The sequence below is a fragment of the Pseudomonas sp. Tul2A7 genome, assembly GCF_054790505.1.
The window spans coordinates 1,869,528-1,891,474 of the sequence record NZ_CP186499.1 but is presented as its reverse complement, the minus strand read 5'-3'; the positions used below and the strand labels follow the sequence as shown (position 1 = coordinate 1,891,474).

General features: G+C 58.1%; 20 protein-coding genes and 1 tRNA gene. 14 read left to right on the top strand and 7 right to left on the bottom strand.

Translation table 11 applies throughout. The features are described 5' to 3' along the window. Positions 1-20 precede the first annotated feature (20 nt). The gene (locus ACOYXJ_RS08495) at positions 21-287 is read left to right on the top strand and encodes a hypothetical protein (RefSeq protein ID WP_460368928.1); all 267 of its coding nucleotides are present in this window, start codon (positions 21-23) and stop codon (positions 285-287) included. Between the two features lie 193 nt (positions 288-480). Here the strand turns inward: ACOYXJ_RS08495 and ACOYXJ_RS08490 are convergent, their stop codons facing one another. Beyond that, positions 481-1,059, bottom strand: coding sequence for a hypothetical protein (locus ACOYXJ_RS08490; RefSeq protein ID WP_460368926.1), 579 nt, complete (start codon positions 1,057-1,059; stop codon positions 481-483). 473 nt (positions 1,060-1,532) lie between these two features. Between ACOYXJ_RS08490 and ACOYXJ_RS08485 the strand changes: the two genes are divergently transcribed. The 3 genes from ACOYXJ_RS08485 to ACOYXJ_RS08475 all read left to right on the top strand — a co-directional run bounded on the left by ACOYXJ_RS08485 (position 1,533) and on the right by ACOYXJ_RS08475 (position 5,608). Next, positions 1,533-1,820, top strand: a complete 288-nt coding sequence (locus tag ACOYXJ_RS08485) for an XRE family transcriptional regulator (protein ID WP_150795209.1) — start codon at positions 1,533-1,535, stop codon at positions 1,818-1,820. Positions 1,821-1,887: 67 nt separating this feature from the next. Then, the gene (locus ACOYXJ_RS08480; protein ID WP_150795208.1) at positions 1,888-4,983 is read left to right on the top strand and encodes an N-6 DNA methylase; all 3,096 of its coding nucleotides are present in this window, start codon (positions 1,888-1,890) and stop codon (positions 4,981-4,983) included. Then, a complete protein-coding gene (locus ACOYXJ_RS08475; RefSeq protein ID WP_150795207.1) occupies positions 4,970-5,608 on the top strand; it encodes a hypothetical protein in 639 nt (212 codons plus the stop codon). The genes ACOYXJ_RS08480 and ACOYXJ_RS08475 overlap by 14 nt, the downstream gene beginning before the upstream one ends. 55 nt (positions 5,609-5,663) lie before the next feature. Here the strand turns inward: ACOYXJ_RS08475 and ACOYXJ_RS08470 are convergent. After that, positions 5,664-5,740: transfer RNA gene (locus ACOYXJ_RS08470), tRNA-Arg, on the bottom strand. A gap of 442 nt (positions 5,741-6,182) precedes the next feature. Between ACOYXJ_RS08470 and gabD the strand changes: the two genes are divergently transcribed. The 3 genes from gabD (at position 6,183) to ACOYXJ_RS08455 (ending at position 10,437) form a co-directional block, all read left to right on the top strand. Beyond that, the gene (gene gabD, locus ACOYXJ_RS08465; protein WP_122661186.1) at positions 6,183-7,625 is read left to right on the top strand and encodes an NADP-dependent succinate-semialdehyde dehydrogenase; all 1,443 of its coding nucleotides are present in this window, start codon (positions 6,183-6,185) and stop codon (positions 7,623-7,625) included. Positions 7,626-7,810: 185 nt separating this feature from the next. Continuing rightward, the gene (gabT, locus tag ACOYXJ_RS08460; RefSeq protein ID WP_007917687.1) at positions 7,811-9,088 is read left to right on the top strand and encodes a 4-aminobutyrate--2-oxoglutarate transaminase; all 1,278 of its coding nucleotides are present in this window, start codon (positions 7,811-7,813) and stop codon (positions 9,086-9,088) included. A gap of 137 nt (positions 9,089-9,225) precedes the next feature. Then, the gene (locus tag ACOYXJ_RS08455; RefSeq protein ID WP_460368922.1) at positions 9,226-10,437 is read left to right on the top strand and encodes an HDOD domain-containing protein; all 1,212 of its coding nucleotides are present in this window, start codon (positions 9,226-9,228) and stop codon (positions 10,435-10,437) included. Between the two features lie 136 nt (positions 10,438-10,573). On the opposite strand, the gene ACOYXJ_RS08450 is transcribed toward ACOYXJ_RS08455, so the two are convergent. Beyond that, positions 10,574-11,563, bottom strand: a complete 990-nt coding sequence (locus ACOYXJ_RS08450) for a GGDEF domain-containing protein (protein ID WP_460368920.1) — start codon at positions 11,561-11,563, stop codon at positions 10,574-10,576. A 143-nt stretch (positions 11,564-11,706) separates the two neighbouring features. Next, complete coding sequence (gene desA / locus ACOYXJ_RS08445) at positions 11,707-12,891, bottom strand: delta-9 fatty acid desaturase DesA (RefSeq protein WP_034151820.1); 1,185 nt, start codon at positions 12,889-12,891, stop codon at positions 11,707-11,709. A 146-nt stretch (positions 12,892-13,037) separates the two neighbouring features. Between desA and dibA the strand changes: the two genes are divergently transcribed. The 6 genes from dibA (at position 13,038) to ACOYXJ_RS08415 (ending at position 19,397) form a co-directional block, all read left to right on the top strand. Further along, positions 13,038-14,957, top strand: coding sequence for a phosphodiesterase DibA (gene dibA / locus ACOYXJ_RS08440; RefSeq protein ID WP_460368917.1), 1,920 nt, complete (start codon positions 13,038-13,040; stop codon positions 14,955-14,957). 237 nt (positions 14,958-15,194) lie between these two features. Next, positions 15,195-15,377 (top strand): sulfur starvation response protein OscA, encoded by a 183-nt coding sequence (oscA, locus tag ACOYXJ_RS08435; RefSeq protein WP_034151822.1) that lies wholly within the window; start codon positions 15,195-15,197, stop codon positions 15,375-15,377. 135 nt (positions 15,378-15,512) lie between these two features. Next, positions 15,513-16,526: a sulfate ABC transporter substrate-binding protein gene (locus ACOYXJ_RS08430; protein ID WP_460368915.1), complete on the top strand. Its 1,014-nt coding sequence runs from the start codon at positions 15,513-15,515 to the stop codon at positions 16,524-16,526. Positions 16,527-16,699: 173 nt separating this feature from the next. Then, entirely contained in the window at positions 16,700-17,518 is an 819-nt protein-coding gene (cysT, locus tag ACOYXJ_RS08425; protein WP_038367238.1) for a sulfate ABC transporter permease subunit CysT, read from the top strand. 13 nt (positions 17,519-17,531) lie between these two features. Then, on the top strand, positions 17,532-18,404 hold the full coding sequence (gene cysW, locus ACOYXJ_RS08420) for a sulfate ABC transporter permease subunit CysW (protein WP_108224225.1): 873 nt from the start codon (positions 17,532-17,534) through the stop codon (positions 18,402-18,404). Positions 18,405-18,407: 3 nt separating this feature from the next. Continuing rightward, positions 18,408-19,397, top strand: coding sequence for a sulfate/molybdate ABC transporter ATP-binding protein (locus ACOYXJ_RS08415; RefSeq protein ID WP_095113898.1), 990 nt, complete (start codon positions 18,408-18,410; stop codon positions 19,395-19,397). Positions 19,398-19,514: 117 nt separating this feature from the next. Here ACOYXJ_RS08415 and ACOYXJ_RS08410 read toward each other — a convergent pair whose 3' ends face one another. Then, positions 19,515-20,039: an Mpo1 family 2-hydroxy fatty acid dioxygenase gene (locus tag ACOYXJ_RS08410; protein WP_122597713.1), complete on the bottom strand. Its 525-nt coding sequence runs from the start codon at positions 20,037-20,039 to the stop codon at positions 19,515-19,517. A gap of 84 nt (positions 20,040-20,123) precedes the next feature. Between ACOYXJ_RS08410 and ACOYXJ_RS08405 the strand changes: the two genes are divergently transcribed. Then, complete coding sequence (locus tag ACOYXJ_RS08405; RefSeq protein ID WP_460368912.1) at positions 20,124-20,801, top strand: Crp/Fnr family transcriptional regulator; 678 nt, start codon at positions 20,124-20,126, stop codon at positions 20,799-20,801. Positions 20,802-20,924: 123 nt separating this feature from the next. Here the strand turns inward: ACOYXJ_RS08405 and uraH are convergent, their stop codons facing one another. Both uraH and ACOYXJ_RS08395 read right to left on the bottom strand, forming a co-directional pair. Continuing rightward, entirely contained in the window at positions 20,925-21,335 is a 411-nt protein-coding gene (gene uraH, locus ACOYXJ_RS08400; RefSeq protein ID WP_122597715.1) for a hydroxyisourate hydrolase, read from the bottom strand. A 12-nt stretch (positions 21,336-21,347) separates the two neighbouring features. After that, positions 21,348-21,833, bottom strand: coding sequence for a GlcG/HbpS family heme-binding protein (locus ACOYXJ_RS08395; protein WP_460368910.1), 486 nt, complete (start codon positions 21,831-21,833; stop codon positions 21,348-21,350). Positions 21,834-21,947 lie beyond the last annotated feature (114 nt).

Genomic DNA, 21,947 nt, shown 5'->3' with positions numbered 1-21,947 from the left:
CCACTTGATCCACCAGCCATTTGGCATTGCCCCGCAAAAACGCGCACTATCGGGACATTGCCAATGCGCTGGAGGACAACGTGGCAGCAAAAATTGACCGCATCGCCCAACTGCTCAACTGCCCGGAGAAGGGCGAAGAGATGCGGCGCGCGATTACTGAAGCACGTAAGGAATTTCTGCTGAATCAGCCGGAAGAGGATGTCGTTGATGAAGACGAGGTTTTCGAAGAGGAGGTTGAGGAGGAAGAAGACGATGATTACGACGAATTTGACTGGACGACGGAGTGACGTCGTTCGAGAACCATCGCATCGCCCACAAAAAAGCCCCGGACCATCACAGTCCGGGGCTTTCTTATTTGGATTATGGCGTTAGGTTTCGTTTGAACTGGAGCTAAGTTGCCGGTTTTACATGAGGGTCACCGATTCTGCTCTGGTTGGGCATACACATAGGCATACAAGCCATCTGGTGCTGCCCGCGAAATCAGGGATTTTCGATAGCCATAGCGTCCTGGAGTTTTCCGTTACGGATATCGCATTGGACTAGGACCGGAAAACCTGGCCCGTTATCAAATATCCCTCCCATGATCGGTACATCGTTGGTGTACCGGGGATCTTTAGGCCGCTGGTTCCAATAGCGCAAGGTTCCATAGGAAGTATTACCAGGTGGTGAGATCCTGTTTTGTATGTTGACTCGACATTGCTCGAGCAGGTCCAGACGACTCGCAGGTCTGAGAGCTGCACTCTGAGCAATGACACACTCCCTAAAGCTTTTGACTTCGCCAAGAATCGCCTTTGTGCTATCTGGCGACTTGTCCATCTGTTTCAACAGTGACGCCTCCTGGGTGTCAACGCTTTGGTTCATGCTTAGGCTGAAATCGGCAGACCCCTTTTTTTCTGCTACCTCAAATGCGGTTTTGAAGACATAGGCAGTTTGTGTGCTTAGTCCCATACCACATGATTTCAACGCGGAATTGACCGGATCGGTTTCAACCGGTGAATGGGAACACCCTTGAATCAGAGATATCGAGATCAAGCAGAGGATGGTCAACGTCCTAGTCATGGTTTTTCTCCGGGAAGGGAGACTTTTAGCGGCCGATCACCAAAATACTTAAGTTATATGGGCATCTGACGAGGAAATCTGCTGGGTACTGTGGTTTTTTTGTTGCACGCCGTTATTTGTTCGCGTGCATTGAGTGTTACAAACCAAATTGGTTTCACAGCGGCTTTTACGAAATTGGATCAACCGTCAGACCACAGTCGGCCATAAGCATCCAGTCAGTCATATTCCTCATTGCCCGCTTCAGGGCTGCAGGCCGAAATTTTACCCGCTTTCCGCGAACCCCCGCATTGAAAGCCGATACGTATCTCCTTCCTTTGACGTCCGCTGGAGGCAAAAGAAACCTCTCACCGGGGCTCTCATAACGATCAGCTCATATTCGTGGTCACGATCTGAGCGAGTCTAGTTGTCTTATTTTGATTGAGCCTCATGTTTCTATGTGTCAGAGTCTCATTAAATTATGATCAAACCACACTATGACTTACGAAATCTTTCTTGCTGAGCTGAACAGTGCGGGCCTCAGTGTAAAGCGCTTTGCTGACCTCGTAGGTATGCAGCCCAATTCGGTTTCCAACTATAAGAAGCGGGGTGAAGTTCCCGTACATCTTGCATTGATCGCCAGTCTTCTCGCTGAAATGTCCACACACCATATCGACTACGAGCCTGTCATAGCGCGAGTACAGCCCGTCAAGAAACGGCCGCGCGGCGCAGCAAACGGCCGGTTCGCAGGCGACAAGCAGACCTCGCTGGGACTCCACCAATGACTGAGCGTCAGGGCACTTTGGTATCGGTCGGCATCACGAGCCAGATGCAACTGTGGAGGCTCCTCTCATGAGCGCGGTTATCGATTCCCACTGGTCGAAGGCGCTGACGCTCGACCGGCGCCGGGCTCCCGAGTTCTATTCGGCCGGCAGCAAGGTCACCGCAGGCGCGCATGCCGAGGCGATCCGCTTTGTACTCGATGAATTGGGCCTATCGGCGGTTAGCTGTATCAACGGCGTACCCACAATCGCCTTTTTGAGCGATCCCCTCGTTTCCGTTGAGCGCATCGACGAGCTCCATCGGATTCTTTGGAACCAAGGTTTGATGAGCATGCTGCTCGTTATTCGTGGTGACGAGTTGACGGCGTACTCGCTGTTGCAGCGCCCGTTGCATAGCGAAGAGAACCGGGGCAAAGACCCGCGCTTAGTCAAGACGCTCTCCCTTCTCAGTGATGCCTTGGAACTGCGCGAATTGCTCGACGCTGCTGATTCGGGGCGGTTCTGGTACGAAAATGATGGCTATTTCAATCCGGACAACCGAGTCGACAGCGTTCTCCTGGCCAATCTGCTGATGGCGTTTCGTAGCCTCAAGGATGACCTGGGAACAGATGCCGCCCAGGCGCTGCTGATGCAGACCATGTTCGTAGCCTACTTAGAGGACCGCCAGATCATCGGCGAGGCTGTATTTCGTGCCGCGTCGCAGGATCGCTTTGCCAGTCTGTTGGAGTTGCTCGGATCCGGAGATCCTGAGCTTTTTGACGTGCTGTTCACATGGCTGCATGGTGCTTTCAACGGCAATCTTTTCAAAGCCCCTTGTGCATTCGAGACCGGAGGCGCCCCGCCACCCAAGCTCAAACTTGAGCACTTGGCCGTGCTAGCACGGTTCCGCCATGGTCACGAGAACATGGCCACCCACCAGCTTCGGTTCTGGGGCTACGACTTTCGGTACATGTCGATCGGACTCATCAGCGCGGTGTACGACCGATTCCTGAAGGAAGAGGCGGACAAAAAGAGTTCAGATGGGGCGTTCTACACCCCAATGTTCTTGGCCGATATCGTTGTCAACCAACTTTGGGATGAACTGACCGACGAACAGAAGACTTACGGCGTCTACTGCGATCCGGCCTGCGGATCTGGCATCTTCTTGGTGCGGTTGTTCCAGCGACTGGTCGCACACCATTGCAACGCCAAGAAGAAGCAGCATGCGACTTGGACCGACTTAAAGGCCATTGCGAATCGCCTCCGTGGGGGAGACATCAACTCTTCTGCAGTTCGAGTCGCGGCGTTTTCTCTGTACATCGCGCTCCTCGAACAATCCAGTCCTTCAGACTTGCCCAAACTCATCAAGGCCGGAAAGTTGTTGCCACCTCTGTATGGAAATACGCTGCTACCCGGGTCAGATTTCTTCAGCATCAAGGATGCCCGCCAATTTGATGTGATCATCGGCAATCCGCCTTGGAATGGCCGCACCGGACAGTTGACAACAGCGCAAGACTGGACCACTTCCAAGGGCTACCTCGCGCCCGCCAAAGACATTGCATGGGGGTTCGTGTGGAAGGCCCTGGAAGGGATAAAGCCAACTGGCTTGGTGGCGTTTCTGTTGCCTGCTATGGGGATTTTGCACAATACCGAGAGCCAAGCAGCGCGCCGTATGTTGCTGCAACGGTCAAGAGTCCGCCGAATTATCAACATGTCTGACCTGTGCTTTCAGCTTTTTGATGGAGCGCAGCGTCCAACAGCTTTCGTGCTATATGGGCCTCAGAAGCAAGATCAAGCCCCTTACCGCTTCGAGTATTGGGTCCCTAAGGCAGACCTTAATCTGCGACTCAAGCGTCTGGTGACGCTGTCGCGCGCTGATCGTTTGACGTTTCGCTCCGACTTGGTTGCGGAGGATCCTACAGTGTTCAAGCGTCGTTTGTGGACGCGGGCTCCTGAAGAGCGACTGCTGCAATATCTTCGTACGATCCCGCCTATGAGTTCGTTTGTGCTGGAATTCAAGGCTTTCAAGCGCTCCAAGGTTGAGTTCAGCCGAGACGAGCACTGGGTAATCGGGCAGGGCTTCAAGCCAGCAAAAGAGAGTCGGTTGGGCGATCCTGAATATCAGACAACCACTGCTGAGATAGTGACCCAGCTGCCTTATCTAGATGCCCGTCAGTTCCGGGCGGTCGCCCTTTCACATGTAGAGACCAGCCCCTTGCGCACGTCTGTCGTACATCGGGCAGGGTTTGACGCCGGATTCTTCGGGCCTCACATCTTGATTCCGCAAGGGGTGGAGCGGGCCGTTGGAAGGGTGCGCGCAGCATTCAGCAAACAGGATGTCGTGTTTCAGCATTCACTTCAGTCGATTACCGTACCTCCTAGTCAGGAACGTAAAGCCAAGGTGCTGACGGCCGTGCTGAACAGCAGTCTGGCAGCTTGGTTCTATTTCCACGACACGGCGAATCTGGGAGCTGATCGAGCCAAGGTCCATCAAGGTGAATTACTGAAGCTGCCGTTCGATGACCCTGAGAACATGCCGGATCCTGTGAAGGCGCTGAACGCGGAACAAGGGTTAGTGGCGCTGATCGACAGGGAGCTGGCGAACTCGAAGAAGTTGCTTTCTTCGCAAGACGATGTGCTAGGTGACATCGATCGTCTGGTGTTCGAGTATTACGGGCTCGACGACAGTGATGTAGCCATCGTCGAAGATACGGTTCAGCAAGTCATCCCGGCGATGCAGCCTAGACGTAACGCCGGCTTACAGTCCATTTGGACGCAGGCCAGTTCGAGTCAGCGGGCGGACTATTCTGCCATGCTGTGCAACGCACTTTCGCCGCACTTTCGCGTACCTGTCAAAGCTTCGTTGGCAGCACGCAACTCCGATGTGGCGGTGTTGAGGCTGACGATTGGCGATGAGGCTGCCCCGTACAATGAGCACTCATCTGGCGAGTTCAATGACTTCCTCGGGTCGATCGCCGCCAAACTTCCTATTGATTTGCCTGGCAATGTTCAATTGATCCCTGATTTACGTGTCGTCGTTGGACGCTACATGTATCTAGTGAAGCCCACGGCGCTGCGGCACTGGCTTCGATCCACAGCATTGGCCGACGCTGAGCAGATCGCCGCAGAGTTCATAGCGGCCGCGGCCCGCCATAGTCAAGAGGGGGTTGACCATGCTGGCGGGTAGTCCTGATGCTTGGCTTGCTCATTTCCGAGATCTTGGGGAGCAAATGTCCGAAGCGATCGAAGCTGCCTGGCCGATCTGCATCCGACCTTTACAGTCCAAGAAGGACGCTATGACGCACGAGGATCACATTACCGAGCATCTAGTTCAGGCTCTGAGGCGAACGAAGAAGGTGCCGGGTAGAATCACATACCAATATGTCCTACTGGTCGAGGACGCCAATGGAAACGTATCCCTGTCGAGCAGCATCGACTTCGTGTTGACAGTGGGTGACGATGAAGACGTCTACCTAGCCTATGAATGCAAGCGGCTAAACGTGTCCTATGCAGCCCGCGTACGCAACCTCTGTGTCCCATATGTAGAAGAGGGCCTGATGCGCTTTGTCAAAGGCCAGTATTCCAATGGCCTTCCGATGGCGATGATGATCGGTTACGTCATGAACGGGGATAACGGCAGGGCTCGTACAGGGCTGACCAGAGTCATGAAATCACGTGCGGCTATCCTTGGACTGACCACTGAACAGGACCGCCCATCGTTACCAGGAATGCCTACTCGCTTTAGTTCCACGCACACATGTGTGCCCGGCCACAGCATGAAGGTGGAGCACCATCTTTTACCTTGGCCATGACGCACACAAAAAAGCCCCGGACCATCACAGTCCGGGGCTTTCTCGTTTAAATCAGTGGTGCACCAGGCGGGATTCGAACCCACGACCCCTGCCTTCGGAGGGCAGTACTCTATCCAGCTGAGCTACTGGTGCAGCGGGCGACATCATACCTAGGTCGGCTCGGGGCGTCCATGCTGGGTTTCGGCGCGGATTGTCAGTATGCGTGTCGGCGCAAATCGCTGCATTCCATAAAGCGGTAACGTCCTGCAAAACCCTCGCTTGGCGCTTTCTCGGGACTGTTCTATGGTTTTGTTGCGGCTGAGGCTTTTGGCTCGTTGATCTGAAAAATTCCACAAACACGCCGTTTTTGTTCTTTTTTTCGAACGACCTATTGTCCTTTAACCCCTTTGATCCTACGATCCGTTTGAGATTTCAAACGCTCGTTGAGCGGATGTTGAAGCGCCAGTGGTTCGAATCGTCCACGGTTGATGCGCCACACCCGGTCACTGATTTCCCTGACGGCAGCCTTGCGAGGCGCCTTTCTACAATCATAATTTGCTCCGCGCAGGCCGCGGTGCTGTTAAGGAAAGCCGACATGCAGCTTAAAGACACCCTGTTGTTCCGCCAGCAAGCCTTCATTGATGGCGCTTGGGTCGATGCGGACAGCGGTCAGACGATCAAGGTCAACAACCCGGCCACCGGCGAAATCCTCGGTACCGTGCCGAAAATGGGCGCTGCCGAAACCCGCCGCGCCATCGAAGCCGCTGACAAAGCGCTGCCGGCCTGGCGTGCCCTGACCGCCAAAGAGCGCGCTGGCAAGCTGCGTCGCTGGTTCGAATTGATGATCGAGAACCAGGACGACCTCGCGCGCCTGATGACTCTCGAGCAGGGCAAGCCGCTGGCCGAAGCCAAGGGCGAAATCGTTTACGCCGCTTCGTTTATCGAGTGGTTCGCCGAAGAAGCCAAGCGCATCTACGGTGACGTGATTCCGGGCCATCAGCCAGACAAGCGCCTGATCGTGATCAAACAGCCAATCGGTGTGACCGCTGCGATCACCCCGTGGAATTTCCCGGCGGCGATGATCACCCGTAAAGCCGGCCCGGCGCTGGCTGCCGGTTGCACCATGGTGCTCAAGCCTGCTTCGCAAACTCCATTCTCCGCTTTTGCCCTGGCCGAACTGGCCCAGCGCGCGGGTATTCCTGCGGGCGTGTTCAGCGTAGTGTCCGGCAGCGCCGGCGACATCGGCAGCGAGCTGACCAGCAACCCGATCGTGCGCAAACTGTCCTTCACCGGTTCGACCGAAATCGGTCGTCAACTGATGTCGGAATGCGCCAAGGACATCAAGAAAGTCTCGCTGGAACTGGGCGGCAACGCGCCGTTTATCGTGTTCGACGACGCCGACCTGGATAAGGCCGTCGAAGGCGCGATCATTTCCAAATACCGCAACAACGGCCAGACCTGCGTCTGCGCCAACCGTCTGTACATTCAGGATTCGGTTTACGACGCTTTCGCCGAGAAGCTGAAAGTGGCTGTGGCCAAACTGAAGATCGGCAACGGTCTGGAAGACGGCACCACCACTGGCCCGCTGATCGACGAAAAAGCCGTGGCCAAGGTGCAAGAGCACATCGCTGACGCTGTAGCCAAAGGCGCAACCGTGCTGGCTGGCGGCAAGGCGATGGAAGGCAACTTCTTCGAGCCGACCATCCTCACCAACGTGCCGAAAAACGCCGCCGTGGCCAAGGAAGAAACCTTCGGCCCGCTGGCGCCGCTGTTCCGCTTCAAAGATGAAGCCGAAGTGATCGCAATGTCCAACGACACCGAGTTCGGTCTGGCTTCGTACTTCTACGCTCGTGACCTCGGTCGTGTGTTCCGAGTCGCGGAAGCGCTGGAATACGGCATGGTCGGCGTCAACACCGGGCTGATCTCCAACGAAGTCGCGCCGTTCGGCGGCATCAAGGCTTCGGGCCTGGGCCGTGAAGGCTCCAAGTACGGCATCGAAGATTACCTGGAAATCAAATACCTCTGCCTGGGCATCTAAGCCGGGAAAGGGATCGCTGCAAACGCAAAGGGCACGAGAGCGCTGTCCCTTTGCGTGGTTTCAAACCGGAATTTTCTCTGCGGCCAGGAACGCCGTGGCAGTCGATCATCGCATGCTGCCACCGTCGATTCCTCCCGCTTAATCCTTGAACCACGCCGCCCGATGAGCGGCGAATGAGGACTGTAATGAGCAAGACTAACGCTGAACTGATGGCCCGTCGTACCGCAGCTGTTCCACGTGGTGTTGGCCAGATTCACCCGATCTTCGCTGAATCGGCAAAGAACGCTACCGTGACTGACGTTGAAGGTCGTGAGTTCATCGACTTCGCTGGCGGCATCGCTGTACTGAACACCGGCCACGTGCACCCGAAAATCATCGCCGCCGTGACCGAACAGCTGAACAAGCTGACCCACACCTGCTTCCAGGTGCTGGCTTACGAGCCGTACGTTGAGCTGTGCGAAAAGATCAACGCCAAGGTTCCGGGTGATTTCGCCAAGAAAACCCTACTGGTCACCACCGGTTCCGAAGCCGTGGAAAACGCCGTGAAAATCGCCCGTGCCGCCACTGGCCGTGCCGGCGTGATCGCGTTCACCGGCGCTTACCACGGTCGCACCATGATGACCCTGGGCCTGACCGGTAAAGTCGTGCCGTACTCGGCCGGCATGGGCCTGATGCCAGGTGGCATTTTCCGCGCGCTGTACCCGAACGAACTGCACGGTGTGAGCATCGACGATTCGATCGCTTCCATCGAACGCATCTTCAAGAACGACGCCGAGCCGAAAGACATCGCCGCGATCATCATCGAGCCTGTTCAGGGTGAAGGTGGTTTCTACGTCGCTCCGAAGGAATTCATGAAGCGTCTGCGTGCCCTGTGCGACCAGCACGGCATTCTGCTGATCGCTGACGAAGTGCAGACCGGCGCTGGCCGTACCGGTACGTTCTTCGCCATGGAACAGATGGGCGTTGCTGCCGACCTGACCACCTTCGCCAAATCCATCGCTGGCGGCTTCCCGCTGGCCGGTGTGTGCGGCAAGGCCGAATACATGGACGCCATCGCCCCGGGTGGCCTGGGCGGCACCTACGCCGGTAGCCCGATTGCTTGCGCCGCTGCTCTGGCGGTGATGGAAGTATTCGAAGAAGAGCAACTGCTGGATCGCTGCAAAGCTGTCGGCGAGCGTCTGGTCACTGGCCTGAAAGCTATCCAGGCCAAGTACCCGGTCATCGGCGAAGTCCGTGCCCTGGGCGCGATGATCGCGGTCGAGTTGTTCGAAAACGGCGACAGCCACAAGCCGAACGCTGCTGCTGTAGCGTCGGTGGTGGCCAAGGCGCGCGACAAGGGTCTGATCCTGCTGTCCTGCGGCACCTACGGCAACGTTCTGCGCGTCCTCGTACCGCTGACTTCGCCGGACGAGCAACTGGACAAAGGTCTGGCGATCATCGAAGAGTGCTTCTCCGAGCTCTGATCTGCCCGTGTGACCTGATCGACAAAAAACCCGCTTCGGCGGGTTTTTTTATGCCCTTTGAAACACATCGGGCGCTTTACCGCTGTATCGAATGGCCAGCATTGGCTAAGGTTCAGGCATTGCAAGGGAGAGCGCGCATGACTGCCGTTGATTTACCCGCCGTACCACGAGTGTTGATTGCCGAAGCTGACCCGTGGTCGCGCGACCTGCTCAAACAAGTGTTGCTGAACGTGCGTTGTGATGCCCGGCTGGACCTGTGTGCCGATGGCCAGCAAGCCCTGTCGATGCTCAGCGAAATTCCTTATGACCTGGCCATCGTCGATTGGGAGCTACCCGGCGTCGATGGTTTGAACGTGCTGCGCAGTGTCCGTCAGCGTAAACGTAATCCACCGCTGCCGTTCATTCTGATGAGCAGCCGCAACGACAGCGCCAGTGTGCGTGAAGCGATTCCGTTGGCGCCGACGGCGTATCTGACCAAGCCGCTGAATATGGAAAATCTGACCGAGCGTTTGCAGGGTTTACTGCTCAATGCCGGTGAAGAGGTGTTCTGTGAGGTGCCGACGTTGGCGCCGGGCATGACCTTGTCAGTGTTTCTTGAGCGTCGACGTGAGCAGGCCGACGGCGCGCCGTTGATGACGGATGTGCAGGTGGCGGTGAAGCGCAGCCTCAATCCCAATGGCCTCGATCTGAAGCTGCTGGAAGATGAGATCAAAACCGATCCGCAGATCACGGCGGTGTTGATCGCTGCGGCCAACAGCGCGGCGCAGCACCACGGCGCGCCGGTGCAAACACTGGCTCAAGCGCTGCATCGTCTGGGCACCGGACAGAGCATGAACCTGATTCTGGGGCTGGCGCTCAAGCGCAGCGCCAGGCTCAGTGATCCGTGTCTGGCGGATTATGCCGAGCGTTATTGGGGACTGTCGCTGCACACTGCGGAATATGCGCGCACGTTGGCGCGGCTGCTCGATCTCGATCAGGAGCGCTGTTACTGCGCGGGCATGCTGCATCGGCTGGGTGATCTGGCGTTGCTGCGTTGTCTGCAGGAGTGGCAGCAGGCCGGTGGTGCGCTGGATGAGCTGGAGGAAGTTGGCGAGGCGTTGGCTGAGTTTGGCGCGGCGTATGGTTCGGCCCTGCGTACTCGCTGGCGATTGCCGCTGGAATTGCGTGAGCTGATTGCGTCGGTCTACCAGCTCGGTGGCGGCGTGTATTCCCGTGAGGCGCTGGTGATGAACATGGCTGCGCAGATGGCACGCTTGACCGAGCATGAGGGCGTGGAGGAGTTGGCGAAGAGCCGCACGGCGCGGTTGTTGAAGATCGGCTTGCCGGAATTGATGCGGATGCGCAAATAAACGACGTACACATTTCCAATGTAGGAGTGAGCCTGCTCGCGATAGCGGAGTGTCATACAACAATTGTTCGTTTGACACTCCGCTATCGCGAGCAGGCTCACTCCTACACTTGATCTCTGTGTGGTTGAAATAGGGCTCAGGCAGAAATGATGCGGTTCTTGCCTTGGCGCTTGGCCTCATACATCGCCGCATCCGCGCGGGCGAACAGGCTGTCGAGGTTTTCATCGCCATCGGTCAGATTGGTCAGACCCTGGCTGACGGTGATGCCAAACGTCTGCCCTTCATGGCTGAAACTCAACCGCTGAATCTCCTGCTGCAGTCGCTCGGCCACTTGCATGGCCATGTCAGGTGCGCACCCTGGAAACACCGCCGCAAACTCTTCCCCGCCAATCCGACCAAACAGATCGCCCCGGCGTAACGACCCGCGTCCGCACTCGGCAATCCGCTGCAGCACGTTATCGCCCTCCGGGTGGCCGTAGGTATCGTTGATCACTTTGAAGTCATCGATATCCAGCAGCAAAAACGCCAGTGGTGAACCTTGCTGCCGCGCCTCTTCGAACTCGCGGTTGGCGCATTCGAAGAAGTGGCGGCGATTGCTGCTTTGCGTCAGCACGTCGGTGGTCGCCAAGCGATGCAGCTCGGTTTCCATCTGCTTCTTGTCGGTGATGTCCTCGGCGATGCCGACGATGATCACCGGCTGACCGGGTTCGTCCTGACGGTTGATGAAACACTTGTCGCTGAGCCAGCGCACCTGACCGTCGGCGGCAATGATCCGGTATTCGCGATCTTCCACCGCTCCTTTGTGCAGGACTTCGGCAAGGCTGCGTTCGGCGTATTCCAGGTCGTCGGGGTAGATGCTGTCGCGCCATTGGTTGTAGTCGGCGAGCAGGAGGCCGGCGGAGCGGCCGAAAATCCGTTCGTAGGCGGGGCTGACGTACAGCACCTGACGGGTTTCCCAGTTGAAAGCCCAGAGCACGGCGTTGACGCTGACCAGCAATGAGCTGAACAGCTGCTCGCGTTCACTTAGCCGAGCGACCTCGCCTTGGGCGTGCATCAAGGCCATGAGGGTTTGCGCGGCCTCGGGCCACTGCGGGAAGGATGAGTCTTTTTGATTGTTGTTGACCATCGGCACAGATCTCAAAGGACGTGCCGCAATTCGACAACGGCCACAGTACAGCCCGCCGGGATGGCGAAGTGTCTTTGAGATAGGCGATTTTTAGCGAAGTTCCGAAGGGTGCACCCGGGAGCCGGGTGCACCGATCAACGGTCTCAGACCGCCGCAGGACGCAGCGAGTAGGTTTTCAACTGGTCAGCGAATTCACGCAGGGACTGGATGCCACTGGCTTCTGCCTCGTGAATCCACTCTTTGATGGCGGCGAGCATGTCGTGGCCATTTGCGCTGGTCTTGACCCAGATCTGCTGCAGGGCCAGGCGTTTTTCGTAGATTACCTTCAGCGCCTGGCTGTGCTCGAGCATGGTCTGGATGCGCAAGTGATGACGGTCTTCCAGCAGGCTGGTTTCCCGCGACAGCAGGCGTTTGGCGCGGTGGAATTGGTGGCGCACCGAATGATCGACCTTGGCCAGCTCTTGCTTGACCAGCGGGCCGATCACCAATTTGCGGTACTGGGCCATGATCTGAAAGCGGTTGTTGAGGATGGCCATAGCGGTGTCCATGTCCAGATTGCCCTTGCCTTCGACCCGGTGGGCGATCGGCGCGACACGCTGGACCTTGGCCAGACGCAGGAAGCAGAAGACTTTGATCCACGCCCAACCGAGGTCGAACTCCCACTTCTTCACCGACAGCTTGGCCGAGTTAGGGTAGGTGTGATGGTTGTTATGCAGTTCTTCGCCGCCGATCAGGATGCCCCACGGCACCAGATTGGTCGCCGCGTCGCGGCATTCGAAGTTGCGGTAACCGACGGCATGACCCAGACCGTTGATCACGCCAGCAGCCCAAACCGGGATCCACATCATCTGGATCGCCCAGATGGTGATGCCGATGGTGCCGAACAGCAGCAGGTCGATAACGCCCATGATCGCCACGCCCAGCAGCGGGTAGCGGCTGTAGACGTTGCGCTCGATCCAGTCTTCGGGGCAGTTCTTGCCGTAGATGCGCAGGGTTTCCGGGTTTTGCGCTTCGGCGCGGTACAGCTCGGCACCGGTGCGCAGCACAGTGGAAAGACCTTTGATGACCGGGCTGTGCGGGTCGTCTTCGGTTTCGCATTTGGCGTGGTGTTTACGGTGGATGGCAGTCCACTCGCGGGTGTTCTGCGCCGTGGTCAGCCACAGCCAGAAACGGAAAAAGTGCTTCAGGCCAGCATTCAGCTCCAGCGAGCGATGGGCCGAGTAGCGGTGCAGATAGACCGTGACGGCAACAATCGTCACGTGGGTCATCAGCAGGGTGACTGCGACCAGAGACCAGGCCGACAAGCCAAGAAAACCTTCGTACCACATAGGCTATAGGGCCCTCGATAAAGATAAAAACAGCCGTTGCATTATCACCAAGCACACAGATAAAACCAGTCGCCCTTTCAGATAAGAGTCGCTGAATGTTTCTTGACCTATAATTCCAACCTTTTTGTAGGGACATGGATAGCCGAATGCCTGCCACTTACCGCGATGCTTTGCGTGCAGCATTGCTCTATCTCGTGCTTGCTGCCGTCTGGCTGCAAGGTACTGATCATTTATTAAACAATTTCTTCGATAACTCCGTCGATCTTGCCCGGTGGCAACTGATCAACGGTTACGTCTTTGCGGCGCTCAGCGCCGGGCTGATTTTCCTGGCGCGGGCGCGATTGTGTGAGTTTCTCGGGATTGGCGCGCGTTTGCGCGAGCGCCACGCCGATCGAGAACGCTTGCGTCAGGCCGCGGCGGTATTCGATTGCACCCGCGAAGGCGTGTTGGTGACCAACCATCATGGGCTGATCGTGCACGTCAATCGCGCCTTCATGGAGATCACCGGTTATCAGCGTGAAGAAGTCATTGGGCAGCCGCCGAGCCTGTTCAAATCCGGCCACCATCCGCCAGGGTTCTATCAGGCAATGTTTGCCACGCTTGAGTCGCAAGGCGAATGGAGCGGTGAAATCTGGAACCGGCGAAAAAGCGGCGAGATTTATCCGCAGTGGCAGACCATCCGGGTCATTCACGATGATCAGGGCCGGCTCAGCCATTACGTCGCGGTGTTTTCCGACATCAGCGCGATCAAGGATTCCGAGCATGAACTCAAACACCTCGCGCACCACGACCCGCTGACTGATCTGCCCAATCGTCTGCTGTTCAGCGACCGCGCCGAACAGGCGCTGGCCTCGGCGCAAAACCATAAGCGCGGCTGTGCACTGCTGATGCTCGATCTCGATCATTTCAAAATGATCAACGACAGCCTCGGCCATAACATCGGCGATCGCTTGCTCAAGGCTGTGGCGGCGCGTTTGCAGGCGCTGTTCGGCCCCGGGATTACCCTGGCACGGCTCGGCGGCGATGAGTTCGCGGTGTTGTCAGAAAGTTGTCCACAGCCGGTGCAAGCGGCGGCGCTGGCGCAACGCATTCTCGATGCGCTGAAGGAGCCGTTATTTATTGATGGCCATGAACTGTTTATCAACGCCAGTATCGGTATCAGCCTGTTCCCCAGCGATGCATTGAGCGCCGAGCAACTGTTGCGCAATGCCGACGCGGCGTTGTTCAAGGCCAAAAGTAGCGGTCGCAACGGTTACGCCTTGTACACCGAAGAACTCACCGCGCACGCCCAGCAACGAGTCGAAATCGCTTTCGAACTGCGCCGGGCGCTGGAGCAACGGGAACTGCGGGTGTTCTACCAACCTGTACATGACTTGAAGACCAGTCGCTTGATCGGTGTTGAAGCCTTGGTGCGTTGGCAGCATCCACAGCGCGGTCTGGTGTCGCCGGCGGAGTTCATCCCGATTGCCGAGCGCACCGGGCTGATCGCCGAAATTGACGCGTGGGTTATGCAGCAGGCGTGTCGACAGATGTGCCAGTGGCAGCAGGCCGGGATCGTGCTGTCGTTTGTCGCGGTGAATGTTTCGTCACGATTGTTCGCCCGGCGCGAGTTGTACCAGCAGGTGGCGCAGGTGCTGCACGACACCGGACTGGATCCGGCATATCTGGAGCTGGAAGTCACTGAAAGCGCAGTGATGGATGATCCGGAAGTGGCGCTGGAGCAGATGCACCGTTTGCGCGAGTTGGGTATTCGCCTGGCCATTGATGATTTCGGCACGGGTTACTCGTCACTGCTGCGACTCAAGCGCTTGCCGGTGCAGAAGCTGAAGATCGATCAGGGATTCGTTGCCGGGTTGCCGTGGGATGAGGATGACGTGGCGATTGTCCGGGTGATCATCGCGCTGGCCCGAAGCATGGGCATGCAGGTGCATGCCGAGGGCATCGAGCAGGTTGAGCAGGCGGCGTTTCTGCTTGAGCAGGAGTGTGATCTGGGGCAGGGCTATTGGTTTGGGCGACCGGCTCCGGCGCACGAGATAGATTGGGTGAGAACTCCGGTGATTAGCTAAGACAGGGGCAAACTTGTTCCTGCGCTCAGCAAAGGGGCGCTCTGCGTCGGCCCAAAATCGCAGCGCAGAGCGCCGCCGGCTGCATTCCTTTGCTGCGCGTGGGAACGATCAGTTTTTCAGTTATATAAACATTCTTAAATAGTCTTTTTAAGAATATCCGCGCCTCTCTTATATTGCTCCCACGCCGAACGCAGTGCCGCCCACTGCCAGGCAAATCCCATTCAAAGGAGCAGCACCATGAGCGCATCCCTTCGCAGCGTTGACGGTCAGGACGAAACCACCATCTTGCGTGAAATCCAGAGCGCCCTGCGCGATCTGCGTTTCGGCGCGGTGGAGATCACTGTGCACAACGCCCAGGTTGTACAGATCGAACGCAAAGAGAAATTCCGTTTGCAGCAACCGGGCAAACAACCGGGCTAAAAGATCGCAGCCTGCGGCAGCTCCTACAGGGGGCTGTGCGTAGGAGCTGTCGAAGGCTGCGATCTTTGAACCGACAACACGATTCCCGAAATACATAAGAAAAAGCCACCACCCAGAATTCCAGGAGCTTTCACCATGTCGTCGATTCGCCGTTACGCTTTGGCCGCCCTGGCCAGTGCTGTGTTTGCCGGTTCCGCCGTTGCCAAGGATTACGAACTGCTCAACGTGTCGTATGACCCGACGCGCGAGCTGTATCAGGACTACAACGCTGAATTCATCAAGTTCTGGCAGAAAGATCACGCCGGCGACACTGTGAAAATCCAGCAATCCCATGGTGGTTCGGGCAAGCAGGGCCGTGCGGTGATCGACGGTCTGCGCGCTGACGTGGTGACCCTGGCCCTGGCCGGTGACATCGACGAAATCGCCAAACTCGGCAAGACCCTGCCTGCCGACTGGCAGAAGCGTCTGCCGGAAGCGAGCACGCCGTACACCTCGACCATCGTCTTCCTGGTGCGCAAGGGCAACCCGAAAGGCATCAAGGACTGGGGCGATCTGGTCAAGAACGACGTCTCGGTGATCACCCCGAACCCGAAAACCTCCGGCGGTGCGCGCTGGAACTTCCTCGCCGCGTGGGCCTATGGCCTGAAAGCCAACGGTGGTGACGAAGCCAAAGCCAAGGAATATGTGCAGACTCTGTTCAAGCACGTGCCCGTGCTGGACACCGGTGCGCGCGGCTCGACAATCACCTTCGTTAACAATGGTCAGGGCGACGTGTTGCTGGCCTGGGAAAACGAAGCGTTCCTGGCGCTGAAAGAAGACGGCGGCGCGGACAAGTTCGACATCGTCGTGCCTTCGCTGTCGATCCTCGCCGAACCACCGGTTGCCGTGGTCGACAAGAACGCCGCGAAGAAGGGTAACGAGCAGATTGCCGAGGCCTATCTGAAGCACCTGTACAGCCCGGCCGGTCAGGAAATCGCTGCGAAGAACTTCTACCGTCCGCGTGACAAGGACGTGGCCGCGAAGTACGCCCAGCAGTTCCCGAAACTGGACCTGGTGACCATCGACAAGGACTTCGGCGGCTGGAAAACCGCGCAACCGAAATTCTTCAACGACGGTGGTGTGTTCGACCAGATTTATCAGGCGCAGTAATCTGACTTCAGCCACACATCAAGCCTGAAGCCAGGCGCGAAAAATGTGGGAGCGAGCTTGCTCGCGAAAGCGCAGTGTCAGACGACGTAGAGTTGGCTGATACTCCCTCTTCGCGAGCAAGCTCGCTCCCACATTGGTGCGTTCAGCGGAATGCTTTTTAACCAGGGACTTTTATGTCGCGTCGTATCTCCCCCGTCATACCCGGCTTCGGGCTGACGCTGGGCTACACCTTGGTGTACCTCAGCCTGATTGTGCTTATCCCGCTGGCGGCGATGTTCGTCCACGCCGCCCAACTCACCTGGGATCAGTTCTGGACGATCATTTCCGCACCACGGGTGCTGGCCGCGTTGAAGCTGAGCTTCGGCACCGCGCTGTGTGCGGCGATCATCAACGGCATCATCGGCACGCTGCTGGCCTGGGTGCTGGTGCGCTACACCTTCCCGGGGCGCAAGGTGATCGACGCGATGATCGATCTGCCGTTCGCCCTGCCGACAGCGGTGGCCGGTATTGCGCTGACTGCGTTGTACGCGCCGGCTGGGCTGGTCGGCCAGTTCGCTGCCGATCTCGGTTTCAAGATCGCCTACACTCCGCTGGGTATCACCCTGGCGCTGACCTTCGTAACCCTGCCGTTCGTGGTGCGCACGGTGCAGCCGGTGCTGGCCGACATTCCCCGTGAAGTCGAAGAAGCTGCCGCGTGCCTCGGCGCGAAACCGTTGCAGGTGTTCCGCCACATCCTCGTCCCGGCGCTGTTGCCTGCCTGGCTCACTGGTTTTGCCTTGGCGTTCGCGCGAGGCGTTGGCGAGTACGGTTCGGTGATTTTCATCGCCGGCAACATGCCGATGAAAACCGAAATCCTGCCGCTGCTGATCATGGTCAAACTCGACCAATACGATTACACCGGCGCTACCGCCATCGGCGTGCTGATGCTGGTGGTTTCCTTCGTCCTGTTGCTGCTGATCAACTTGCTGCAGCGGCGCATCGAAACCCCATAAGGAGGCGCGAACCATGTCCCAATCGTCTATTGCGGCCGCCTCTTCGGCCAACGCTGCACGCCGTGGCAGCGCCACTTCGCGCAGAGTCCTGATCGGCCTTGGCTGGCTGGTCTTTTTCCTGTTTCTGCTGCTGCCGTTGTTCATCGTCGTATCGCAGGGTTTGAAAAATGGCCTCGGTGCGTTCTTCACCGCGATCTTTGAACCGGATGCACTGTCGGCTCTGAAACTCACCGTATTCGCCGTGTTGATTTCGGTACCGCTGAACCTGGTTTTCGGCGTCAGCGCCGCGTGGTGCGTGAGCAAATACTCGTTCCGTGGCAAGAGCATGCTGGTGACGCTGATTGACCTGCCGTTCTCGGTGTCGCCGGTAATCGCCGGTCTGGTCTACGTGCTGATGTTCGGCGCACAAGGCTTGTTCGGGCCGTGGCTGCAGGATCACGACATCCAGATCGTCTTCGCCCTGCCGGGCATCGTGCTGGCGACGATTTTCGTTACCGTGCCGTTTGTGGCCCGTGAGCTGATCCCGCTGATGCAGGAACAAGGCACGCAGGAAGAAGAAGCCGCGCGCTTGCTTGGCGCCAATGGCTGGCAGATGTTCTGGCACGTCACCGTCCCCAACATCAAATGGGGTCTGATCTATGGCGTGGTGCTGTGTACCGCGCGGGCCATGGGGGAATTCGGTGCGGTGTCGGTGGTCTCCGGGCACATTCGCGGGGTGACCAACACCTTGCCGCTGCACGTCGAGATCCTCTACAACGAATACAACCACGTGGCCGCGTTCGCCGTGGCGAGCCTGTTGCTGATCCTGGCGCTCTTCATCCTGCTGCTCAAGCAGTGGAGCGAAAACCGTATCAACCGCCTGCGCGCCAGCGCCGCGGAGGAATAATTCATGTCGATCGAAGTGCGTAACGTCAGCAAGAATTTCAATGCCTTCAAGGCGCTGGACAACATCAGCCTGGACATCCACAGCGGTGAGCTGGTCGCGCTGCTCGGTCCGTCGGGCTGCGGCAAGACCACGCTGTTACGGATTATCGCCGGCCTGGAAACCCCGGATAACGGCAACATCGTCTTCCATGGTGAAGACGTCTCCGGCCACGATGTGCGTGATCGCAACGTCGGTTTCGTGTTTCAGCACTACGCCTTGTTCCGCCACATGACCGTATTCGACAACGTCGCCTTCGGCCTGCGCATGAAACCGAAGAACCAGCGTCCGAGCGAAAGCCAGATCGCGACCAAGGTCCACGAACTGCTGAACATGGTGCAACTGGACTGGCTGTCGGATCGTTATCCGGAGCAGTTGTCCGGTGGTCAGCGTCAGCGTATCGCTTTGGCACGCGCCTTGGCGGTCGAGCCGAAAGTACTGCTGCTCGATGAGCCGTTCGGCGCGCTCGATGCCAAGGTGCGTAAGGAGCTGCGCCGCTGGCTGGCGCGGCTGCACGAAGATATCAACCTGACCTCGGTGTTCGTGACCCACGATCAGGAAGAAGCGATGGAAGTGGCCGACCGTATCGTGGTGATGAACAAAGGCGTGATCGAGCAGATCGGCTCACCGGGCGACGTCTACGAAAACCCGGCCAGCGATTTTGTTTATCACTTCCTTGGGGACTCGAACCGCTTGCTGTTGAGCGACGACAATCACGTGCTGTTCCGCCCGCACGAAGTGTCGTTGTCCAGGCATGAGCTGGAAGATCACCATGCGGCTGAGGTGCGTGATATTCGACCGTTGGGCGCGACTACGCGTGTGACGTTGAAGGTTGAGGGGCAGACTGATTTGATCGAAGCCGAAGTGGTGAAGGATCACGACAGCCTGATTGGCTTGGCCAAGGGTGAGACGTTGTTCTTCAAACCCAAGGTCTGGCAGAAAGTCGCCAGCCTTTAACTGATCGTTCCCACGCTCTGCGTGGGAATGCATCCCGTGACGCTCCGCGTCACAGTGGACGCGGAGCGTCCATGGCGGCGTTTCCACGCAGAGCGTGGGAACGAGCAGGGTTGAAGTCTAGACAGCCGCACGATTCGGATTGACCCGCACCACCCCCGCCCGCGCCTCGATCTGCTCTTTCAATTCATGCCGCATCCCGAGCATGAACGCCAACTCGGCCACGACAAACAACGGCCCGACAATCAGCCCGCTGACGTCATCGACAAACGCCGGTTTGCGCCCTTCATAGTGATGCCCGACAAACTGGATCACCCAGCCCACCACAAACATCGCCAGACCACTGCTTAGCCAGACCATAGTGCTCTGCTGCGCCAATACATGCCCGGCCCAGACCGACAGGCCCATCAGCACCGTCATCAACACCCCAAGCTTCACTTCCAGGCGCAGATAAAACCACGCCGAGGCCAGCGCCACGATAACGGCTGGAGATATCCACAAGCCGCCCAGCGACCATTCCGGACGCGACAACAACACCGCCACGGCCACCACAATCAGCGGAATGCCGATAAAGTGGCTGGCAATGTTGCGCGGGTCACGGTGGTAGGCGGCGTATTGACTGAGATGGTCGACGAGGCTTTTCATTGTTGTTCCTCCGGTAGGGTTGATCGCATCATCCCTCGGGATCAGGGTTCGCTCTGTCAGGCAGGCGACAATCCAGGAGTGTTTATGCAAATACGTTCACGGCTGATGAGCGGCCAGTGGTTCAGTCATCTGCCGGCATCCTTTCAGGATAGCCTGCTGGCGGCGGCCAGGGAGCGGCGGCTGACGGCAGGGCAGCGCTTGTTTCAGCGTGGTGATGCGCCGTGCGGCTTGTACGCGGTGCTCGATGGCGCCGTGCGCATCGGCGCGGTGAGCGAGCAGGGCAAGGAGGCGCTGTTGAGTCTGGTCGAGGCGCCGCACTGGTTCGGCGAAATCTGCCTGTTCGATGGCCAGCCGCGTACCCATGACGCCTACGCAGTCGGGCCGTGCACGTTGCTCAATATTCCGCAGGGGACGCTGCTGAAAATGCTCGATGAGCAGCCGGTGTATTGGCGACATCTGGCGCTGCTGATGAGCCACAAACTGCGCCTGGCCTTCATCAACCTCGAACAACTGAGCCTGCTGCCAGCGCCGGCGCGTCTGGCTCATCGCTTGCTGATGATTGCCGAAGGCTACGGCGAACTCGACGCGCCACGTCGCGTGCTGCAATTGCCTCAGGAGCAGTTGGCATCGATGCTGTCGCTGTCGCGGCAGACCACCAACCAGATCCTCAAGGATTTGCAGGGGCAGGGGATTATCGGGCTTGGCTATGGCGAGATCGAAATCCTTGATGCCGTGCGATTGCGCGCCCTGGCCACGATCTAGGATCTAACACCGAACCATTGTAGGAGTGAGCCTGCTCGCGATAGCGGTCTGTCAGTCACAGATTGATCAACTGACAGATTGCTATCGCGAGCAGGCTCACTCCTACAGGGGATCTGTGTTGATTTAGGAACCGCGATAGGTCGAGAAGCCGTACGGGCTGAGCAGCAGTGGGATGTGGTAGTGCTGATCGGTCTGTTTTACCTCGAAGATCACCGGAATCTCCGGGAAGAACGTGTCGTGCTTGATCTTCTTGAAGTACTCGCCGGTCTTGAACACCACGCGGTATTCGCCCGCCTCAAAAGGTTGCTTGGCCGGGAACAGCTCGGCGATGCGCCCTTGTTCATTGGTCGTGCCTTGAGCAAGAGGCTGCCAGTTCTCGCCGACGTGTTTTTCCAGGGTCACGTTAATGCCCGGCGACGGCAGGCCGTTTTCCAGGTTGAGCACGTGCACGCTCAACGGGTTGCCGGCGGCCAGGGCCAGGCTGGAAAAAGCGCTCAGGCCGAGCGCGGCGAAGGTCATGCGCAAAGTGCTCATGGATGCATCTCCTTATTGGGAACGGGTAGTGGCCAGACCGGTTTTTTCGGCAGCCTTGATCGCACAGTTTTCGTCTTGCTCGCCGCCGCCGGAACCGGCCACGCCCATCGCCCCCACCAGTTCAGTGCCGAGGAATAGCGGGATTCCGCCGCCAAGCAACAGCAACTCGTCGAGGGTGTTGAGGTTGGCGGTTTCCGGATTGCTGCGAGCGCGCTCGGCAAACAACCGGGTGGCGGTTTTGGTCGACAGCGCGGTATACGCCTTGCGTTGGCTGGCGGCGGTGTTGTGCGGACCGACACCGTCGCCGCGCAGGGTCACCAACAGATTGCCGCCACGGTCGAGCACCGACACCGTGCCGGTGCAGTTGGCCATTGCCGTGTCGGCGAGCAGCCGTGCAGTTTTCAGGTCGAGATCAGCGTGACGCGGCAGCTCAGGACTGGCGGCAGCGATGCCACCGAGGCCGATCATCAGGCTGGCTACAAGGTATTTGACGGTCATGGACAGGCTCCAAAAGCGAAGGTCGACACCTTAATCGCCGGTCTTCGTCAGAACCTCGTCAGTCTGATTACAAGTTTGTAATGGGCAACGCCGCCGAAGGCGCCTAGCCTGTGT